A 20,110-nucleotide genomic window follows, 5' to 3' on the forward strand; every position below is an offset into this window, starting at 1 on the left:
CGTTCGTTCAATTTCTGTGCTGGCACGCATCCTGCATAGGTTGCAGGCATGCGTGACCTTTCCCTCCCCGCTTCATCGACCGAGTCCGGCTGGCACGCCAGCCTGAGGCTGGGCTTCGCCTGCGACGCCGGCACTACCAGGCTGGCCCAGCGCCGCCACGCGGGTCCGCTACGGGTGCAGAAGCCGCTGTATCCGGAAGGCCCGGGCGTGTGCCACGCGGTGCTGGTGCATCCGCCGGGCGGTGTCGCCGGCGGCGACGTGCTCGACATCGGCGTCGAGCTCGGGCCGGATGCGCGTGCCCTCCTGACCGCGCCCGGCGCCGCCAAGTGGTACCGTGCCAACGGCCGGCCCGCGCGCCAGCAGGTGCGCCTGCTGGCGGCGGGTGGCGCCAGCGTCGAATGGCTGCCCCAGGAAACCATCCTGTACGACGGCGCCGACGTCACGCTCGAGCACGAGGTCGAACTGGAAGACGGCGCCACCTACATCGGCAGCGAAATCCTGTGCTTCGGCCGCGCCGCCGCGGGCGAACGCTTCGTGCGCGGCGCACTGCGCCAGCGCACCCGCATCCGCCAGGGCGGGCGCCTGGTCTGGCACGAGCAGGGACGGCTGGACGGAGGCGACGCGCTGGCCAGCCCGCTCGGGCTGGGCGGGCGCCACGTGTGTGCGACCCTGCTCGCGGTCGGGCCGCCAGCGCCGCCCGCCCTGCTGGCTGGCCTGCGCTCCGGCGACGCCGCGCTCGGTCTCAGCCAGCTCAAGTCGGTATTCGTGGCACGCTACCTGTGCGACGACAGCGAGGCCGCGCGCCATGCGCTGGCGCGGGTATGGCAGGCGCTGCGCCCGCACCTGCTCGGGCTCGAAGCGCGCCCGCCCCGCATCTGGAACACCTAGAGGACACCATGGACCTGAGCCCGCGCGAGAAGGACAAGCTGTTGCTGTTTACCGCCGCCCTGCTGGCCGAACGGCGCCGCGCGCGCGGCCTGAAGCTGAACTATCCGGAAGCGGTGGCCCTGATCAGCGCTGCGATCCTCGAAGGCGCGCGCGATGGCCGCAGCGTGACCGAGCTGATGTCCGAAGGCGCGACCCTGCTGGGGCGCGCCGACGTGATGGAAGGCGTGCCCGAGATGATTCCCGAGATCCAGGTCGAGGCCACTTTCCCCGACGGGACCAAGCTGGTCACCGTCCACCACCCGATTCCATGAGGAGACCGGCATGATCATCCGCAGACTCGATGCGCGCGCCATCAAGGAGGTGCGCACCCAGCTCGCCACGCTGCTGCTGGACGCGGTGGCCGACGGCCATTCGCTCGGCTTCCTGGCGGGCCTGGACGACGTGCAGCTCGAGGCCTACTGGAGCAGGGTCGAAGCCGACGTCCTGCGCGGCAGCCGGGTGCTGCTGGCGGCCGAACGCAACGGCCTGCTGGTCGGCAGCGTCCAGCTCGACCTGTGCCAGAAGCCCAACGGCAGCAACCGCGCCGAGCTGCAGAAGATGCTGGTGCACTGCACGATGCACCGGCGCGGCGTCGGCACCGCCCTGCTCCAGGCGGCCGAGATCGAGGCGCTGTCGCTGCGGCGCGGCCTGCTGTTCCTCGACACCGAGGCCGGCTCCGGTGCCGAGCAGCTGTATCAGAAGGCCGGCTACACCCGCGTCGGCGAGCTGCCGGAATACTGCAGCAGCCCGAACGGCCACTGGCGCGCCACGGTGATCTACTACAAGACCCTGTTCTCGCGGGCGCGCCCATGATGCCCACCAACTTCATCCCAGGCGAATACCTGCTGGAAGACGGCGAGATCGCACTCAATGAGGGCCGCGCCGGCTGCGTGCTGGTGGTGGCCAACGCCGGCGACCGCCCGGTGCAGGTTGGCTCGCACTACCATTTCGCCGAAGCCAACAGCGCCCTGCAGTTCGACCGCGGGGCCGCGCTCGGCATGCGCCTGGACATCGCAGCCGGCACCGCGGTGCGCTTCGAGCCCGGCCAGCGCCGCACCGTCGCTCTGGTCGCCCTTGGCGGCGCGCGCATCGTCCACGGTTTCAACGGGCAGGTCGCCGGCCCGCTCCCGGGAGGCTGAGATGGCATTCATCACGCGGCGCGCCTACGCCGACATGTACGGCCCCACCAAGGGCGACCGCATCCGCCTCGCCGACACCGGTCTGTTCATCGAGATCGAATACGACCACGCGATCTACGGTGAGGAAGTCAAGTTCGGCGGCGGCAAGGTGATCCGCGACGGCATGGGCCAGTCGCAGCGTCCCCACGCCGAAGTGATGGATACCGTGATCACGAACGCCGTCATCGTCGACCACTGGGGCATCGTCAAGGCCGACATCGGCATCCGCAACGGGCGCATCGCCGCCATCGGCAAGGCCGGCAACCCGGACATCCAGCCGGGCGTCACAATCGCGATCGGCGCCGCCACCGAGATCATCGCCGGCGAAGGCATGATCGTCACCGCCGGAGGCGTCGACACCCACATCCATTTCATCTGCCCGCAGCAGATCGAGGAAGCCTTGATGAGCGGCGTGACCACCATGCTGGGCGGCGGCACCGGCCCGGCGGTCGGCACCGCGGCCACCACCTGCACGCCGGGCCCCTGGCACATCCACGCCATGCTGCAGGCGGCCGACGCCTTCCCGATGAACCTGGGCTTCTTTGGCAAGGGCAATGTAAGCCTGCCGCGCCCGCTCGAAGAGCAGGTCGAAGCGGGCGCCATTGGCCTGAAGCTGCACGAGGACTGGGGCAGCACCCCGAGCGCGATCGACAACTGCCTGGCGGTGGCGGAGCGCCTCGACGTGCAGGTGGCGCTGCACTCGGACACGCTGAACGAGGCCGGTTTCCTGGAAAGCACCCTGGCCGCCTTCAAGGGCCGCACCATCCACACCTTCCATACCGAGGGCGCGGGCGGCGGCCACGCGCCCGACATCATCGCGGCGGTCGGCCAGCCCAACGTGCTGCCCTCTTCCACCAACCCGACCCGGCCCTTCACCGTCAATACGCTCGACGAGCACCTCGACATGCTGATGGTTTGCCACCACCTCGACCCCGCGATCGCCGAGGACATCGCATTTGCCGAATCGCGCATCCGGCGCGAGACCATCGCCGCCGAGGACATCCTGCACGACCTGGGCGCGATCTCGATGATGTCGTCCGACTCGCAGGCCATGGGCCGGGTCGGCGAAACCATCCTGCGCACCTGGCAGACGGCGCACAAGATGAAGGTCCAGCGCGGCCACCTGGCCGACCCGTCCGACCGGTTCGAGAACGGCCGCAACGACAACTTCCGGGTCCGGCGCTACATCGCCAAGTACACCATCAACCCGGCCATCGCGCACGGCATCGCGCACGAAGTCGGCTCGCTCGAAGTGGGCAAGCTGGCCGACATCGTGCTGTGGCGCCCTGCCTTCTTCGGCGTCAAGCCCTCGATGATCCTGAAGGGCGGAATGATCGCGGCCAGCCTGATGGGCGACGCCAACGCCTCCATCCCGACGCCCCAGCCGGTGCATTACCGGCCCATGTTCGGCGCCTTCGGCGGTGGCCTGCGCAAGTCGCTCACCTTCGTGTCCCAGGCGGCCTTCGACGCCGGCGTGCCGGGGCGACTGGGACTGTCCAAGACCATCGCGGTGGCGCGCAACATGCGCGCCCTGCGCAAGACCGACATGGTGCACAACGGCGCCACGCCGCACATGGAGGTCGATCCCGAAACCTATGAAGTGCGCGCCGACGGCCGCCTGCTGGTGTGCGAAGCGGCGTCCGTGCTGCCGCTGGCGCAGCGCTACTTCCTGTTCTGACCCGCGCGAGGCGACATCATGCTGACCCTGAACACCCGTATCGACGACGCACCGCAGGTGCACGGCACCCTGGTGCTGCCCTGGGACCGGCGCGAGCGCTGCCGCATGCGTGCCACCCTCGCCTCGGGCGAGGAAGTGGCCCTGTTCCTGCCGCGCGGCGCGCCGCTGCGCCACGGCGACCTGCTGCGCGGCGACGACGGCCGCGTGGTGCGGGTGGTGGCCGCGCCCGAGCCGACCTACGCGGTGCGCTGCGCCGATCCGCTGGCGCTGGCGCGCTGCGCCTACCACCTCGGCAACCGCCATACCCAGCTGCAGGTCTGCGGCTGGGGCCTGCGCATGCGCGCCGACCCGGTGCTGCGCGAGATGGTGCTCGGCCTGGGCGCCCAGGTCGAGGAAGAACTGGCCTCGTTCGAACCCGAGGCCGGGGCCTACACGGCTGCGGGCCATGGGCACGGGCACGGCGCTCCGGCGATGCTGGCCCCGGTGCCGCTGCGCCAGAAGATCCACCGCCCGGCCGACGTGGACGGCGCATGAAGGCCGCCGCCCTGCTGCACCTGCTGCAGTTCGCCAGCCCCGCGCTGCCGGTGGGCGCCTACAGCTACTCCCAGGGCCTGGAGGCGGCGCTGGAAGCAGGCCTGGTGCGCGACGCCGCCAGCGCCGGCGACTGGATCGGGCGCCACCTGCGCGAGGTGGTGGCGCAGTGGGACGCCCCGCTGTTCTGGCGCCTGCTGGGCGCATATGCGGTGCGCGACGACGCCGCCATCGCCTTCTGGAGCGAGTGCTACCTGGCCTCGCGCGACACCGCCGAGTTCCGCGCCGAGACCGTGCAGATGGGCTATTCGCTGGCGCGCCTGCTGGCCGAACTGGGCGTGGCCGATCCGCATCCAGCGCTGCGCGGCGAGGTGCCGCTGCCGACCGCCTTCGCCTGCGCGGTCGACGCGCTCGGCATCCCGCACGAGGAAGCACTGCTGGCCATGCTGTTTTCCTGGGCCGAGAACCAGGTGCTGGCCTGCGTCAAGTCGCTGCCGCTCGGCCAGGTGGCCGGCCAGCGCCTGCTGCTGGCGCTGCGCCCGGAACTGGAGCGCGCAGCGCTGCATGCGCGCGGCGTGCCCGACGAAGCGCTGTCGAACTGGGCGCCCGGCCTGTCCATGCTGTCGATGCGACACGAAGTGCAGCACGGCCGGCTGTATCGATCCTGAATAACAAGGAAGCACATGAACCCATCGAATCCCCTGCGCGTCGGCATCGGCGGCCCGGTCGGCTCCGGCAAGACCGCCCTGTGCGAGCGCCTGTGCCTGGCCATGCGCGCGCACTACGACATGGCCGTGGTCACCAACGATATCTACACCCGCGAGGACATGGAGATCCTGCTGCGCGCCCAGGCCCTGCCGCCCGAGCGCCTGATGGGCGTGGAAACCGGCGGCTGCCCGCATACCGCGATCCGCGAGGACGCTTCGATCAATCTCGAAGCGATTGCGCGCCTGCAGGCCGAGTTCCCGGCGCTGGAGCTGGTGCTGGTCGAATCGGGCGGCGACAACCTGGCCGCCACCTTCAGTCCCGAGCTGTCGGACCTGACCCTGTACGTGATCGACGTGGCCGGCGGCGAGAAGATCCCGCGCAAGGGCGGGCCGGGCATCACCCGCTCCGACCTCCTGATCATCAACAAGACCGACCTTGCGCCCCATGTCGGCGCCGACCTGGCCGTGATGGCGCAGGACGCGCGCCGCCAGCGCGGCGAACGGCCCTTCCTGTTCACCAACCTGCGCAGCGGCGAAGGCGTCGACGACGTGGTCGCCTTCATCCGCACGCAGGGCCTGCTCGACCATCACCATGGAGAACCCTCATGAAGCACCTGCGCATCCTTGCCCTCCTGCCGGCGCTGCTGGCCGCGCTGCCGGCGCTCGCGCATCCTGGCCACGGGGCCGCGCCCGGCCACGGCCTGCTCGAGCATGCGGCGCTGCCGCTGGCCCTCCTCGCCATGATCGCCCTGCTGGCCTGGGGCACGCTGCGGCGCCGCCCGGGGGTGCTGCCGCTGGCGATTGCGATCGTGCTGGCGCTGGGCGCGGGAAGCGCCGGGGTCGGACTGCCGCTTTAATTGCCGTTCTGGATACGAAGTAGGCGGTGCGTGGACGAAATGTCACGTAGAATCAGGCATTACCCTGAGTCCAACATACAACGTGACCGGCACTTCTCCTTCGATCGTCCGCAGGCCGCTGCGCGCCTACCTGCTCTGGCTGGTGCTGGCCACCCTGCTGCCCGGCGTGGTCGGCGCCTCGCTCCTGTTCGTCCACCAGTACCAGAAGGCGCGCGCCGAGATCGAGAAGAACACGCTGCAGACCGTGCGGGCGCTGGTGCACGGCGCCGACAACAAGCTGCTGCAGGCGCAATCGATCGCCCAGACCCTGTCCACCATCGATGCATTCGAGGCCGGGGATTTCGCCCGCGCCCACTCCCAGGCGCGCGCGGCCCTCACCTTCGCCGGCAAGGGCATGAATGCGGTATTGCGTGACCGCAGCGGCCAGCAGCTGTTCAACACCACGGTGGCCTATGGCAGCGCGCTGCCGCGCCACCCCTCGCCTTCCATCGACCGCGTCTTCGCCACCGGCGAGCCGGCGGTTTCCAACGTCTTCCAGGGCGTGCTGCGGAAAAGTGCGCTTGCCAGCGTCGACGTGCCGGTGCGCGTGGGCGGCCAGGTGCGCTACGTCCTGAGCATCGGCCTCGGGCCGGAAGAGTTCGACGAGCTGCTCACTCCCAAATCGGTGCCGGAAGGCGCGGTGGCCTCGCTGTTCGACCGCAACGGGGTCATCTTCAACCGCAACATGAACCGCGAGAAGTCGATCGGCCAGCCGGTCAATCCGCTGCTGCGCAACGCCGCCGCGCGCAGCAGCGAAGGCACTATCGATTCGCGCTCGCGCGAAGGCAAGCCCCTACTCACCAGCTTCTCGCGCTCGTCCTTCAGCGGCTGGGGCGTGGCGATTGGCATCCCGCGCGAGACCCTGCGCAACGAACTGGTTGATCAGCTGGCCCTGATGGCGGGCGTGGCCGCGGCCCTGTTTGCGATCGGCATGTGCCTGGCCTGGCTGATCGGCGGGCGCCTCGCGCGCTCGGTGCAGGCCCTGTCAGGACAGGCGCTGGCGCTGGGCCGCGGCGACGTACCGCCACCGCTGCCCGAGGTGCACGTACGCGAAGCGGCCGACGTGGCGAGCGCCATCGGCGACGCTGCCGCCCTGCTGGCCGAGCGCTCGCGCCAGCTGGCCGCCAAGGAGTCGGCGCTACGCGAGACCCACATGCTGGCGCGCTTCGGCACCTGGCAATGGAACCTCGACAAGCCGGAGATCGAGGTCTCGGCCTCGGTGCCGCACATCTTCGGCCGTCCCGTGCCGCCCTTCGCCGAGCAGCGCGGCAGCATATTGACGGAAGAATCCTGGCTGCAGGTGCAGCGCCTGACCGGTGAACTGGTGCGGGTGGGCGGCAGCGGTAAGCTGCAGCTGCATGCCCTGCATGCGAACGGCCAGCGCATCTGGCTCGACTACCGCTGCGAGAGCGTGCACGGCCCCGACGGAAAGGTGGTAGCGCTGCGCGGCTCGATGCAGGACATCACCGAGCGCGTGCGCGCCGAGGAAGCGCTGCGCCAGGCCGACCAGCGCAAGAACGAATTCCTGGCGATGCTGGCGCACGAGCTGCGCAACCCGCTGGCGCCGATCTCCTCGGGCGCCCAGCTGCTCGGCCAGGACGGGCTGGAACCGGCGCGCACGCGCCAGATCAGCGCCATCATCGCGCGCCAGGCGCGTCACATGGCCGGGCTGGTGGACGATCTGCTGGACGTCTCGCGCGTCACGCGCGGCCTGGTGGTGCTGACCAAGGAGCGGATCGACATCAATGCGGTGGTACTGGATGCCACAGAACAGGTGCAGGCGCTGGTGCGCGACAAGGGGCACTGGCTGGAGGTAAACCTGCTGCCGGAGCCCTGCTTCGTGCTGGGCGACCGCAAGCGCCTGGTGCAGGTGGTGGGCAACCTGCTGCACAACGCCGCCAAGTTCACCGACCGCGGCGGGCATATCGCCGTGAGCCTGAACGCCGGCGGCGACGCGGTGCTGCTGGAAGTGCGCGACAACGGCATTGGCATGCTGCCGGCGGACATGGAGCGCGCTTTCGACATGTTCGTGCAGGGCGAGCGCACGCCAGACCGTTCGCTCGGCGGCCTGGGCATCGGGTTGGCGCTGGTGCGCAGCCTGGTCGAGCTGCACGGCGGCAGCGTGCACGTGGCCAGTGGCGGCCAGGGCATGGGCACCAGCTTCACGGTGCGCCTGCCGCGCTGCGTCGAACGCGGCGCCGCCGATGCCGCGGCGAGCGAAGGCGCCACCGCGCAAGGCGGGCGCCTGAAAGTGCTGGTGGTGGACGACAACGTCGACGCGGCCCAGGTGCTGGCCATGGTGGTGGGCGCCCAGGGCCACGAACTGCGGGTGGAACACGGCTCGCACGAAGCGCTCGCGCTGGCGGAGGATTTCGCGCCCGACCTGTGCCTGCTCGACATCGGCCTTCCCGAGATGGACGGCTACGAACTGGCGCGCCGCCTGCGCCAGCTGCCGGGGACCGCGCACGCGACCCTGGTCGCGGTCACCGGCTACGGCCAGGACCAGGACCGCAAGAACAGCGCGGCGGCCGGGTTCGACCACCACCTGGTCAAGCCGGTGGACATGGCGGCCCTCGATAAAATCGTGGCCGCCGTTGCGGCCGAAGCCAGCGATTAGCGTTTGACGCTGCCGAAAGGATCGCCCTTCTTCCAGGTCGGCATCGCGGGCGCGTTCGCCACCGCATAGCCGAGGTTCAGCGTGAACTGGGCCTGCTGCACCATGCCCGACAGGTCCCAGTCGGCGCGGTACTCGTCGCTCACCTGGTGGTAGTCCTTCTTGAAGCCCACCATCTTTTCGCTCGAGGCGGCGTGGTCGTGCGCGAACTCGAAGTGGCCGTCGCCCGAGAACACGGCCGAGCCCACGTTAAAGGCCGGCACGCCGGCCTTGGCGAAGTTGAAGTGGTCGGCGCGGAAGTAGGAGCCCGACAGGTCGGGGATGGTGGGCGCGAGCTTGAGGCCCATGCCCTTGGCCACCGTAGCCGCGCTCTCGTACAGGCTGCTGCGGTCGGCGCCGGGTACGCCGATGTCTTTGGTTTTGCCGACAAAGTTCAGGCTGTCGAGGTTCAGGTCGGCGGCGGTTTGCGCCAGCGGCACTACCGGGTTCTTGACGTACGCGGCGCTGCCCAGCAGGCCCTGCTCCTCGGCCGCCGGCCACAGGAAGACCTGGGTGCGGCGCGCCGGCTTCTTGACGGCTTCCTGCGCCATCGCGAGCAGCGCGGCGGTGCCGGAAGCATTGTCGATCGCGCCGTTGTAGATGCGGTCGGTCTTGCCAGGTTGCGCGATGTCGTCGATGCCCATGTGGTCCCAGTGCGAGGAATACACCACCGCCTGCGATTTCAATTTCGGGTCCGTGCCCGGCACGATGCCGACCACGTTGTACTGCTCCACGGTGCGGATCGCCGACTTCAGCTCGACCTTGGCCGCGACCTTGATGTCCACCGGACGGAAGTCGCGCCGCTCGGCCTGGGCGCGCAGCGCGTCGAGGTCGAAGCCGCCGGCCGCGAACAGTTCGCGCGCGGCGTCCTCGTGCAGCCAGCCCTCGATCGGGTTGCCGGGACCGGCCAGGTGGAAGCGCTCGTGCGAGAAGCCGTTTGCCGGCACGCTCCACGGATAGGAGGACGATGGAAGGGTGTGGATCAGGAGCACGCCGGCCGCGCCCTTGCGCACCGCTTCCTCGAACTTGTACAGCCAGCGGCCGTACCAGGTATAGGCCTTGCCGGCGAAGCGGTTAGGTTCCTCGCTCGTCGGTTGCGGGTCGTTGACCATCATGACCAGGATCTTGCCCTTGACGTCGACGCCCTTGTAATCGTCCCACTTCTCTTCCGGGGCCGAGACGCCGTAGCCGACGAACAGCAGCGGCGCATCAAAGGCGAGCTGGGTGCGTCCGCTGCCGGTGCCGAACACGATGCCCTTGCCGTTCTCCGGCTTGATCTCCTTGCCGCCGGCCCGGAAGCTGACCGCGCTGCCCGGCAGCAGCCGGGTGCCTTCGATCTCGACCTTCTGGCGGTAGCCGCCGCCGGGAATGGGTTTCAACCCGATGATTGCAGCCTGGGTCTCGAGGTAGCGTACGGCGAGATCGCCGCCGCGCTGGCCGGTGCCGCGGCCTTCGAACAGGTCGTCGGCGAGGAAGGCCAGGTGGCCGCGCAGCACCGGTTCGGAAATGGCGGGGGCCTGTTGCTGGGCGTAGGCGCCGGAGGAAACGGCCAGTGCGGCGCCGAGGGCAAGACGGGTCAATCGCATCGAAGAATCCATTCAGGGTGGCGTGGCAAACAGCCATCTTAACCGAGCATGCATACGGCGGCCATCCCTGTTGCACGTTCGGTGCCGGCCAGCCTATACTGGCCGTTTCACCTCCAGGGAAAAGCCATGACGATCACCCGCCGCACCGCTGTTGCCGCCCTGGCCGCCCTGCCCCTGGCCAGCCAGGCCGCGCCTGAACAGAAGGAAGCCACGCCCATGTACGGTTTGATCGGAAAAATGCGCGCCCAGCCGGGCCAGCGCGACGCCCTCATCGCCATCCTGCTGGAGGGCACCGGTGGCATGCCGGGCTGCCTGGGCTACGACATCGCCAAGGACCTGAAGGACGCGGACGCGATCTGGATCACCGAGACCTGGGACAGCCAAGCCAGCCACAAGGCCTCGCTCGCGCTGCCGGCGGTGCAGGCGGCGATCGCCAAGGGCCGTCCGCTGATCGCCGGCTTCGGCGAACGCTTCGAAACCGAGCCGGTGGGCGGCCACCGCACCATGTCCAAGCGCAGCGCCTGATCTTCAGGCCGCGCTGGGGGCATTGGCGAACGGCCGCGCGTCCATCGGGATATCGATGACGAATGCAGTGCCGTCCTCGCTGGAGCTGGACATCAGCACGCTGCCGCCATGCGCCTCGGCCACCCGGCGCACGTAGGGCAAACCCACGCCCCAGCCCTCGCCCGGTCCCCGGCTGCCGGCGCGGCGGTAGAGCTGGAAGATGCTCTCGCTGTCTTCCGGCGCGATCGGCGCGCCCTGGTTATGCACCATCACTTGCACCCGCTCGGTCGTGGTCGACAAGGTCACCTTGATCGGCACCTCGCGCGAACCGTACTTGATCGCGTTGTTAACCAGGTTTTCGATCGCGCGCCGCACCGCTTCGCCGCACCACCAGCCCTCGACCGGATCCTCCCCCAGTTCCGGCTCGATGGTGTGGAAGGCCTCGGCCGACTGCACCACGTCGCGCACCAGCGCCGCCATGTCGAAGCGCTCGATGCGCAGCGCGACCTGGCCGGTCTTGCAGAAGGCGATGCGGTCCAGCAATTCGCGCGTCATGCCATCGATGCGCTGGGTGCTGGCCACGATCTTCCCGGCGAAGCGGCGGATAGTGTCGTCGTTCGAGGTGCGGTTGATCATCTCGGCCGCCATCTGGGCGGTGGACAGCGGCGTGCGCAGGTCGTGCGCCATCGAGGCCACGAACTGCTCGCGCAGCGCGGCCTGCACGACCGTGAAGGCATTCGCGCTTTCGCGGATGGTGGCGTCGATGTGGGCCACCAGAGTGGCGCGCTGGCCCTCTTCCAGCTGCACGCCCTGCTGCGCCAGCTCGCGCAGCAGCACTTCGCGGAAGATCTGCAGTTCGTGGATCAGGGCGGTGGCGTCGTAGGGCGTCAGACGGGCGCGCTCGCCGCCATGTTCGCTGGCCACCGCACCGAGGTCGGTGACCACGCGCGCCGAATAGCCGGGCGTGAGCAGCGCGGCCAGGGTGTCGAAATAGGCCGGCAGCGTGTTCTCGAGGATGGGCAGCGGCAGATCCTTCGCCTGCGGCACGGTGCCGCGCACCTCCTGCATCCAGGCGTCCACGATCGCCCCGCGCAGGGCGACCATGGCGCGGGTAACAGGGGAAAGCTCTGGATCGTCCGGCGACAGGTGTCCGGTCAGGTTTGCGCTCATGCCACGGTCGCGTTGTCAAAGTAGAAGCTGATTTCAGTCTACACGACGGCTTCCCGTGGCGGCGCGTGAATACGATTCATCAGCTTACCTTCTAGGTGAGCCCGATGTATCGGAAAAGCTTATAAATGGATCAGCGGCCCGTCTTCAGGTAATCCATGTACTTGGCGACGCCGGTGGCCACGTCGGTAAAGGGCTCGGTATAACCTGCCGCGCGCAGGGCCTGGATGTCAGCCTGGGTGAAGCTCTGGTACTTGCCCTTGAGCTTATCCGGGAACGGCAGGTATTCGAGCAGGCCCTTGTCGACGATCTGTTCGAGGGTGAGCGCCGGCTTGCCTTCGTTGGCCAGCGCGTTGACGGTAGCGACGGCCAGGTCGTTGAATGGCTGGGCGCGGCCAGTGCCGAGGTTGAAAATGCCGCGCTGCTCCGGGTGATCGAGGAAGAACAGGTTCACCTTGATCACGTCTTCGACGTAGATGAAGTCGCGCATCTGGGTGCCGGCCTCATAACCGTCGTTGGCGCCGAACAGCTTGACCTTGCCCTCTTTCTGGAACTGGTGGAACTGGTGGAAGGGCACCGAGGCCATGCTGCCCTTGTGCCCTTCCAGCGGGCCGTACACGTTGAAGTAGCGCAGGCCGACCACCTGGCTGCCCTTGTGCATGCCGTGCTGCTGCCAGTAGCGGCGCAGGTACTGGTCGAACAGGAATTTCGAATAGCCGTAGACGTTCAGCGGCCGCTCGTGCTGGCGCTCTTCCTTGAACACGGTGCCGCCGCCGTACACCGCGGCCGAGGAGGCGTAGATGAAGGGAATCCGCTCGCGCTGGCAGAACTCGAACAGCGCGATCGTGTATTCGTAGTTATTCTTCATCATGTAGCGGCCGTCGGTCTCCATGGTGTTGGAGCAGGCGCCCTGGTGCAGCACGGCGCTGAACTTGCCGTCGAATTCACCGGCCTTCAGGCGCACGATGAAGTCTTCCTTGTCCAGGTAGTCGGCCACTTCAGCGTCGACGATGTTGAGGAACTTCTCCGGACGCGACATGTTATCGACCGCGAACACGCTGAAGGGTTTGCGGCTCGAGAGTGCGTGCACCAGGTTGGCTCCGATGAAGCCTGCTGCGCCAGTAACCAGTATCATTTTCGACCTCTTCTCTATTCGTTCAGACTGCGGCCAATATCGGCTGCAGCGGTTGCCAGACATCGGTCGGCAGTATCTGTTTCATGCAGTTCTGGTGGCCCAACGGGCACTCACGCTGCTGGCAGGGCGAGCACTCGATGTGCAGCCACAGCACCTTCGCCAGTTCCGATAGCGGCGGCGTGTGGCGCGGGTCGGTCGGGCCGAAGATCGCCACCACCGGACGGCGCAGCGCGGCGCCGATGTGCATCAGGCCCGAGTCGTTCGTGACCACCACCGCGGCGCGCGAGATCAGCGCGATCGCTTCGCTCAGCGAGGTCGAACCGGCCAGGTTGTGCGCCTGCGGCACGATGGCCGTGATCTCGTCGCAGACCGCGCGGTCCTTGGGGGAGCCGAGCAGCAGGATCTGCGCATCCGGGCGATTCGCGCGGATGGTTTGCGCCAGCTCCGCGAAGTAGCTCGACGGCCAGCGCTTGGCCGGGCCGAACTCGGCGCCGGGGGCAAAAGCGACATAGGTCCCCGCCGGCAGGCCGAGACGCGCGACGGCGGCATTGACGTCCTCGGACGCCACCACCATCTCGGGCTCGGGGAGTTTATCGGGACGCCCTAGGTGTCGCACCGGTTCGTCCGCCAGCGCGGCGTAGAACTGCGCCATCGGGCGCGGCGCCGCCTTGTCGTCGTGGTGCATCACGTTGACCAGGCCATAGCGCATCTCGCCCTTGTAGCCGACGCGGCGCGGAATGCCGGCCAGCCAGGGGATCAGGGCGAACTTGAGCGTGTTCGGCAGCACGTAGGAGTCGGCATAGCCGCGCGCCTTGAGCATCTTCGCAAAAGCCTTGCGCTCCTTCCACTGGAGCGAACCGTGCTTGAAAGGCGATTCGAGGACGGTGTCGACCTCGCGCATGGCGCGCCACACGGGCGCGACCCAGCCGGGCGCCACCACGTCGATCGGGCGCTCGGGATGCTGCTCCTTCAGGCGGCGCAGCAGCGGCTGCGCCATGACGGCGTCGCCGATCCAGTTGGGTGAAATGACAAGCGTGCGCAACATGGTCCTTCGTTCCTGCAATGTGATCCGCGATTATAACAATCGCTGCCGCCAGCCGGCGGCCGTCGCCTCCAGCCGGTGGGTCAGCCCGATGCGCTCCAGGAAGACCTCGTCGTGCGACACCACCACCAGCGCACCGGCATACCCGTTCAGCATCGCTTCCAGCGCCGCGAGCGAGGCCAGGTCGAGGTGGTTGCCCGGCTCGTCCAGCAGGAGCAGGCGCGGCGGCGGATCGGCGTACAGGGCGCAAGCCAATGCCGCCTTGAGCCGCTCGCCGCCGCTCAGCTGGCCGCTCGGCTGCGCCACCTTGCAGGCGTCGAGTCCTACCTGGGCCAGGTAGGTACGCAGGCGGTCTTGCGGCGTACTGCGGTTCAGGTCGAGCAGCTGGTCGATGGTGCCGCGCGCCGGGTCCAGCAGGCCGAGGCGCTGGTCGAGCCAGGCGCAGGCCGGGTCGCGCCGCAGCTGACCGCTCACCGGCGCCAACTCTCCCGCCATCACCTTCAGCAGCGTCGACTTGCCGCTGCCGTTCGGTCCCGTAATGCCAATGCGCTGCTGGCCGCCGACGCTCAGGCTGAGCCGGCGCAGTGCCGGCGCGGCAAATGGCAGCTCGACGTCAATCAGCTCCAGCACGCGGCGCGGCGCGGCGGCGCTGACTTGAGCAACGTGGACGCGCACGGCGCTGTCGTCGCGCAGCTTTGCCGCCGCGGCGCGCACCTGCTCCAGGCGCCCGGCGCGCGCTTCCTCGTGCTGCTGGCGCAGGCGCCCGGTGCTGTTCTCGCTGCGTTCCTTCTGCCGGCCCAGCAGGATTTTCGCCTGGTTGGCGGTCTTGCCCTCTCGTGTACCCTGGGCCTGGCGCCGCTGCTGGCGTTCGCGCTGCTCGCGCATGGCGCGTTCCTCACGCTGCAAAGATTGGCGCGCATGCTCGAACTCGCGCAGGCTGCTGGCCTCTTCGGCCTCGCGCGCCTGCTGGTAGAAGGCGTAGTTGCCGCCATAGCTGCGCAGGCCCTGCGCCGACAGCTCGACGATGCGCTCCATCTGCGCCAAGAGGGCGCGGTCGTGGCTGATGACGAGAAGTCCCCGCTTCCAGCCGCGCAGCTCGGTCGCCAGCGCTGCGCGGCTCGGCGCGTCGAGGTGGTTGGTGGGCTCGTCGAGGATCAGGAAATCGGCATCGGACAGCATGGCGCCCAGCAGCGCTACCCGCATCGCTTCGCCACCGCTCAGGCGACTGGCGGGTGTGGCGGCGTCGAGCTGCGCCAGACCGGCCGCGTCCAGCGCGTGCCTGAAGCGTGCCGGCAGGTCCCAGCGCTCGCCCACCAGCTCGAAGTCGGCCGGGTCGACGCTGCCGCCGTCGATGCGCGCCAGGGCGGCAAGGACATCGTCGACGCCGGCCAGCGCGGCGGCCGTCGATGCCTGGGGGCCGTCCACCTGCTGCGACAGGTAGTGGACCCTTCCTGAGCGGATGCAGCGGCCCGACGTCGGCGCAAGTTCGCCCGCGAGCAGGCGCGCGAGCACGCTCTTGCCCAAGCCATTGCGGCCCACCAGCCCGGTGTGGCGCGTGTCGAATTGTTCGCTGAGACCGGACAACAGGGTGCTGCCGTCGGGAAGAGTAAAGGATGCGCTGTCGAGCGCAAGATAAGGATGCGTCATATGACCTCCATGGATGCCGGTTGCTCCCTGCTGTCGCGGGAAGATGGGAGTACAGGCCGTCGGAAAGACGGCGGCATCAATGGCGCATTGGACGAACCCTCCAGAATGAATAGGTGGACATGATAGCAAATTGCTGATGGGCACGCGAGCGCGCCTTCCGGAGCTGCTCGTTATAATGCCGCCATGTCCCGCTCATCGACAACGCAGCTCGTACGCGCATGGATCGCCCTCGCGGCCTTCGTGTTCGGCCTGTTCGCGCCTGCGCTGTCGCACGCCTTCTCTGCGCCGCAGCGCGCAATGCCCCCTGGCCAGGTCTGTACCGCGATGGGGATCGTGATGATGCCGATGGCAGACGACAGCGCCGAGCGCAAGGCCGGCGCGATGCCGGGCATGGCGCACTGCGACCTGTGCTGCTCGCACCATGCGCCCGTGATGCTGCCCACGCCTCCGGTGCTGCCCTTGACGATGGCCGGTGCGCGCGACAGCTATCCGCCGCTGTTCTACCAGTCCCATTCCCCGCAGTTCGCCTGGACGCCCGCGCAGTCGCGCGCGCCGCCCGCCAGCTTCTCGTAACCGCTTCACAAGGTCCCGGCGTTCGCGCCGGAACATTCGCTATCGCGCGTGACCCGCCACGCTGTGCCGTCACGCGCCAAGGAAACGGAATGAAGAAGCTTGCACTCACCCTGCTGGCCGCCGCCTCACAGGCTGCGCTGGCGCAGGGACAAGATGGTCCCGTCAAACAGCTGGGCACCGTCACCATCACCGGCAACCGCCCCACCTCGCTGCCGACCCAGATCCCGACCACCATCGAAGGCATCACCCGCGCGGAGATCGAACGCAGCATCAATGCCACGGACTCGGAAGACGCGCTCAAGTACCTGCCCAGCCTCCTGGTGCGCAAGCGCTACATCGGCGACTACAACCACGCCGTGCTGTCGACGCGCGCCTCCGGCACCGGCAACAGCGCGCGCTCGATGGTGTACGCGGACGGCATCCTGCTCTCGAACTACCTCGGCAACGGCGCCAGCTTCGCGCCGCGCTGGGGCATGGTCACGCCCGAGGAGATCGAACGCGTGGAGGTGCTGTACGGCCCCTTCTCGGCGGCCTACGGTGGCAACTCGGTCGGCGCCGTGGTCGACTACGTCACGCGCATGCCGAACAAATTCGAAGCCCACGCCAAGTTCGGCTTTACCCACCAGCCGTTCGAGCTGTACGGCACCCACGAGCGCTACCAGGGCAAGCAGGCCAGCGCCTCGCTCGGCAACCGGCACGGACGCTGGTCCTGGTTCATCGACGTCAACCGCAGCGACAACGAAGGGCAGCCGCTGACCTTCCCCACCCGTTACCTGAGCGCCGGTGCGGCGCCCGGCGGCGTACCGGTCACCGGCGCCGTCCTCGGTAGGGACCGCACGAACCGCGACTGGTACCTGCTCGGCGCCGGCACACAGTACCGCACCGTGCAGGACCACCTGAAGGCCAAGATCGCCTACGACATCACGCCGACGATACGTGCCAGCTACACGCTCGGGCTGTGGCAGAACGATTCGGAAGGCCGTCCCACTTCTTACCTGCAGGACGGCACGGGCCTTCCCGTGTACAGCGGCCGCATCGACATCGACGGCAAGGGCTACACGCTGGGCGCCACCGATTTCAACGCCTCCAACGAGGAACTGCGCCACCTGATGCACGGCCTGTCCGTGAAAAGCCACAGCAGGGGCGTGTTCGACTGGGAGCTCGCCGCCAGCCTGTACGACTACGACGAAGACAAGCTGCGGGCGCCGACCACCGCCCTCCCCGCCGCACTGAATGGCGGCGCGGGCCGGATCGTCAACATGGCGGGCACCGGCTGGAACACGGTGGCGGCCAAGGGCATCTGGCGTCCGGAAGCTGCGCACGTCGCGGAGTTCGGCTACCAGCGCGAAGCCTACAAACTGGCCAGCATCGAGAACGCCACCGCCGACTGGCTGGGCGGCGCGCCTGCTGGCCGCAATCAGGCTTTCTCGGGCCGCACCGAGACCCAGGCGCTGTGGGTCCAGGACACCTGGCGCTTCGCACCGGGCTGGAAGACTGTGCTGGGCCTGCGCCTGGAACACTGGCGCGCACACGAGGGCCGCACGTCGAACGCTGCGACCACCGTCGTGCATGGCGAGCGCTCCGGCACCTGGGTCTCGCCGAAAGCGGCCCTGGCCTGGCAGGTGGTCCCAAACTGGGTGCTGAAGGCCTCGGCCGGCCGCGCGGTGCGCATGCCGACCGTATCGGAGCTGTACCAGGGTGGCATCAGCGGCAGCGGCACGCTGATCAACAACGACCCGAACCTGCAGCCGGAGCGTTCGTGGACGGGAGAGCTGAGCGCCGAGCGCACGCTCGACAAGGGCCTGCTGCGCCTGACCGCCTTCGGCGAACGCACCAGCGATGCGCTGTACTCGCAGACCAACGTGCTGGTGACGCCGAACGTGACCAATGTGCAGAACGTCGGGCGGATCGAAACCAAGGGACTGGAGCTGGCCTACAACGCCGGCGACGTCGTGCTGACAGGCCTCGACCTGCAATCGAGCGCAACCTGGACTGATTCGGAAATCACGCGCAACGACAAGTTCCCGGCCAGCGTCGGCAAGTGGCAGCCGCGCATCCCGCGCTGGCGCGCCACCGGGGTGGCGACCTACCGCGCCAGCGACCAACTGGCTTACACGCTGGCGGCGCGCTACTCCGGCAGGCAGTTCTCGACGCTGGATAACTCGGACCCGAACGGCTTCGCCTACCAGGGCGCCAGCAAGTACTTCACGGTGGATGCGCGCGTGAGCTGGAAGCCGGCGAAGCAGTGGAGCCTCGCCGTCGGTGTGGATAACCTGAACAACTACCAGTACTGGAACTTCCACCCCTACTCGCAGCGCACCTGGGTGCTGGAGGCGCGCTACGATCTCTGAGTGAAGTTCAGGACTCGGTGCTGAGTTCCGGGATTGGGATCCCGTGCAGGGCGTTGCGCCAGCTGTTGCCGATGTTCCCGCACACCAGGCGGCAGAAGGACGCCGCCTGCTGCTGCAGCTGGCGCTGGTGGTTCGCCTGCAGGAACTTCCCGAGCGCTTCGTACAGGTCCCACATCACCTCCTCGGTGTCGTGGGCGCCGAGCTTGATTGGGATGACGGTGTCCGGATCGAGCATCGCTTCGCGCAGTGCCTCGATCATCTCCGGCACCGGCATCTTGCGCCACATTGCCGCTAGCCGCGGCACGTGATGGAAGATGTGGCGGAAATAGATGCGGTTGTGCGCATACGCGTCCCAGTACGCCTTGCCGCGCTCGGTGCTGCTCAGGAAGGCTTCGAAGCGGCCCAGCAGGGTTTCGCTTTGCGGACGCACCGGATCGCTCGCTGTGAGTACGCTCACGCCGAATGCATCGGTGATGCGCTCGATCGGCGTGGCGACGCCGATCCGGTTCGCGTCCGGCGCCTTGCCCCACAACAGGCCGGTGACCAGGTTGTGATCTTCGTCGATGCGGTGGACGATGGCGGAGCCGGAGTCGCCGTGGTCGACGAATTCGTCGCCGCGGCCATCGATGAACAGCATGTCTTGGAACTGCTCGAGGTTGGCCGCGAGGCCGCTGTAGTGGATCGCCATCACGCTGCCGTGGGTCAGGCCGGTGGAGGCGCCGCGCTTGGCGATCGGGTATGGCAGGTCGTTGCGGCCGATGTCGTGGGTGCCGCTGATGGCGCCGATCTCGCGGATGTAGGCCAGGCCGGCGTCGTAGTAATAGTCGAGGCTCGCGATCGCGGCATCCATCTGCGAGCACTCCTGCACCTCGCTGGTGGAACCGATCTCGTCGCACTTCACCTTGGACGGCTGGTAGACCGTGCTGCCGATTTCGCCGAGCACGTGGGCCGCGGACAGCGCGTGGCAGCTGCCGTCCGGCTTCCTGACGATGCAGCCGAGGGTGCCGAAGGAATAACCGCTACTCAGCTTGGTGCCGCCCACGAGCGGGCGGTATTTGCTGTTGTCCTCGTACATGGCGCGCCGTTCCGACTGGGCGTCGCAGCGGATGATGGGCGCGTGCTCGATCACGTCGATCGCGAAGCCGTCGACCTCGAGCGGGATCTGTTCATCTGCCGGGATAGTAGCCAGCGGTCGCTTGCGCGTCAGGTGGACGCAGATCGCTAACCTGTTGGTGGGCTTGCCGTTGACGCGCTTCACACCGATGCTGGTGCCGTGCACGCCGGGAATGGTCATGGCGGTGGCGTGGAAGTACTCCTTCGCCTGCTTCATCTGCTCGAACGTCGTGTCATCCATCGTCGCTCTCCCCCTCAGAAAAGTAACGCTTCAGTAAATTATTATTTTGCTAGCAAAGTAGCAATTTAGCACTAACTTATGGCTGAGTCACCGGATATTTACATTGCGTGCACGAGCTGGTGGCTAACATCCGACAGGTAAGAGGATTTATCGGAGGTTAATGCAGAGCAGTGAGTATTAG

19 protein-coding genes are annotated in these 20,110 nt (G+C 68.1%); 13 read left to right on the plus strand and 6 right to left on the minus strand.

The annotated features are described in order from the left end of the window. Positions 1–48 precede the first annotated feature (48 nt). The 10 genes from GV068_RS03800 to GV068_RS03845 all read left to right on the plus strand — a co-directional run bounded on the left by GV068_RS03800 (position 49) and on the right by GV068_RS03845 (position 8,534). Positions 49–888, plus strand: a complete 840-nt coding sequence (locus tag GV068_RS03800; protein ID WP_159696075.1) for an urease accessory protein UreD — start codon at positions 49–51, stop codon at positions 886–888. Positions 889–896: 8 nt separating this feature from the next. Beyond that, positions 897–1,199, plus strand: a complete 303-nt coding sequence (locus tag GV068_RS03805) for an urease subunit gamma (RefSeq protein WP_159696076.1) — start codon at positions 897–899, stop codon at positions 1,197–1,199. Between the two features lie 10 nt (positions 1,200–1,209). Next, positions 1,210–1,740 carry a GNAT family N-acetyltransferase gene (locus GV068_RS03810; protein WP_159696077.1) on the plus strand — a complete coding sequence of 177 codons (531 nt, stop codon included), beginning with the start codon at positions 1,210–1,212 and terminating at the stop codon, positions 1,738–1,740. After that, a complete protein-coding gene (locus GV068_RS03815; protein ID WP_159704532.1) occupies positions 1,740–2,066 on the plus strand; it encodes an urease subunit beta in 327 nt (108 codons plus the stop codon). The genes GV068_RS03810 and GV068_RS03815 overlap by 1 nt, the downstream gene beginning before the upstream one ends. 1 nt (position 2,067) lies before the next feature. After that, positions 2,068–3,783, plus strand: a complete 1,716-nt coding sequence (ureC, locus tag GV068_RS03820; protein WP_159696078.1) for an urease subunit alpha — start codon at positions 2,068–2,070, stop codon at positions 3,781–3,783. An 18-nt stretch (positions 3,784–3,801) separates the two neighbouring features. After that, on the plus strand, positions 3,802–4,317 hold the full coding sequence (ureE, locus tag GV068_RS03825; protein WP_159696079.1) for an urease accessory protein UreE: 516 nt from the start codon (positions 3,802–3,804) through the stop codon (positions 4,315–4,317). Beyond that, positions 4,314–4,982: an urease accessory protein UreF gene (locus tag GV068_RS03830; protein ID WP_159696080.1), complete on the plus strand. Its 669-nt coding sequence runs from the start codon at positions 4,314–4,316 to the stop codon at positions 4,980–4,982. The genes ureE and GV068_RS03830 overlap by 4 nt, the downstream gene beginning before the upstream one ends. Positions 4,983–4,997: 15 nt before the next feature. Beyond that, on the plus strand, positions 4,998–5,630 hold the full coding sequence (gene ureG, locus GV068_RS03835) for an urease accessory protein UreG (protein ID WP_159696081.1): 633 nt from the start codon (positions 4,998–5,000) through the stop codon (positions 5,628–5,630). Further along, entirely contained in the window at positions 5,627–5,878 is a 252-nt protein-coding gene (locus GV068_RS03840; RefSeq protein WP_159696082.1) for a hypothetical protein, read from the plus strand. The genes ureG and GV068_RS03840 overlap by 4 nt, the downstream gene beginning before the upstream one ends. Before the next feature lie 82 nt (positions 5,879–5,960). After that, positions 5,961–8,534 carry an ATP-binding protein gene (locus GV068_RS03845; RefSeq protein ID WP_229463664.1) on the plus strand — a complete coding sequence of 858 codons (2,574 nt, stop codon included), beginning with the start codon at positions 5,961–5,963 and terminating at the stop codon, positions 8,532–8,534. Here GV068_RS03845 and GV068_RS03850 read toward each other — a convergent pair. Next, positions 8,531–10,156 carry a M28 family peptidase gene (locus GV068_RS03850; protein WP_159696083.1) on the minus strand — a complete coding sequence of 542 codons (1,626 nt, stop codon included), beginning with the start codon at positions 10,154–10,156 and terminating at the stop codon, positions 8,531–8,533. The two genes, GV068_RS03845 and GV068_RS03850, sit on opposite strands and share 4 nt — an antisense overlap. 126 nt (positions 10,157–10,282) lie before the next feature. Between GV068_RS03850 and GV068_RS03855 the strand changes: the two genes are divergently transcribed. Then, complete coding sequence (locus tag GV068_RS03855; protein ID WP_201303238.1) at positions 10,283–10,681, plus strand: putative quinol monooxygenase; 399 nt, start codon at positions 10,283–10,285, stop codon at positions 10,679–10,681. A gap of 3 nt (positions 10,682–10,684) precedes the next feature. Here GV068_RS03855 and GV068_RS03860 read toward each other — a convergent pair whose 3' ends face one another. From GV068_RS03860 to GV068_RS03875, 4 genes are all read right to left on the minus strand, one after another. After that, positions 10,685–11,830, minus strand: coding sequence for a sensor histidine kinase (locus GV068_RS03860; protein ID WP_159696084.1), 1,146 nt, complete (start codon positions 11,828–11,830; stop codon positions 10,685–10,687). Between the two features lie 130 nt (positions 11,831–11,960). After that, positions 11,961–12,962: an ADP-glyceromanno-heptose 6-epimerase gene (gene rfaD, locus GV068_RS03865; RefSeq protein ID WP_159696085.1), complete on the minus strand. Its 1,002-nt coding sequence runs from the start codon at positions 12,960–12,962 to the stop codon at positions 11,961–11,963. A gap of 22 nt (positions 12,963–12,984) precedes the next feature. Continuing rightward, the gene (gene waaF, locus GV068_RS03870) at positions 12,985–14,007 is read right to left on the minus strand and encodes a lipopolysaccharide heptosyltransferase II (protein ID WP_159696086.1); all 1,023 of its coding nucleotides are present in this window, start codon (positions 14,005–14,007) and stop codon (positions 12,985–12,987) included. 30 nt (positions 14,008–14,037) lie between these two features. Further along, the gene (locus tag GV068_RS03875; RefSeq protein ID WP_159696087.1) at positions 14,038–15,651 is read right to left on the minus strand and encodes an ABC-F family ATP-binding cassette domain-containing protein; all 1,614 of its coding nucleotides are present in this window, start codon (positions 15,649–15,651) and stop codon (positions 14,038–14,040) included. Positions 15,652–15,834: 183 nt separating this feature from the next. Here GV068_RS03875 and GV068_RS03880 point away from each other — a divergent pair, with 183 nt between their 5' ends. Next, the gene (locus GV068_RS03880) at positions 15,835–16,224 is read left to right on the plus strand and encodes a DUF2946 domain-containing protein (protein ID WP_159696088.1); all 390 of its coding nucleotides are present in this window, start codon (positions 15,835–15,837) and stop codon (positions 16,222–16,224) included. Between the two features lie 89 nt (positions 16,225–16,313). After that, positions 16,314–18,575, plus strand: coding sequence for a TonB-dependent receptor (locus GV068_RS03885; protein ID WP_159696089.1), 2,262 nt, complete (start codon positions 16,314–16,316; stop codon positions 18,573–18,575). Between the two features lie 7 nt (positions 18,576–18,582). Here the strand turns inward: GV068_RS03885 and GV068_RS03890 are convergent, their stop codons facing one another. Further along, positions 18,583–19,929 (minus strand): hypothetical protein, encoded by a 1,347-nt coding sequence (locus tag GV068_RS03890; RefSeq protein WP_159696090.1) that lies wholly within the window; start codon positions 19,927–19,929, stop codon positions 18,583–18,585. Positions 19,930–20,110: the final 181 nt, after the last annotated feature.

The sequence above is a fragment of the Massilia sp. 9I genome, from assembly GCF_902506415.1.
GTDB lineage: Bacteria > Pseudomonadota > Gammaproteobacteria > Burkholderiales > Burkholderiaceae_D > Telluria.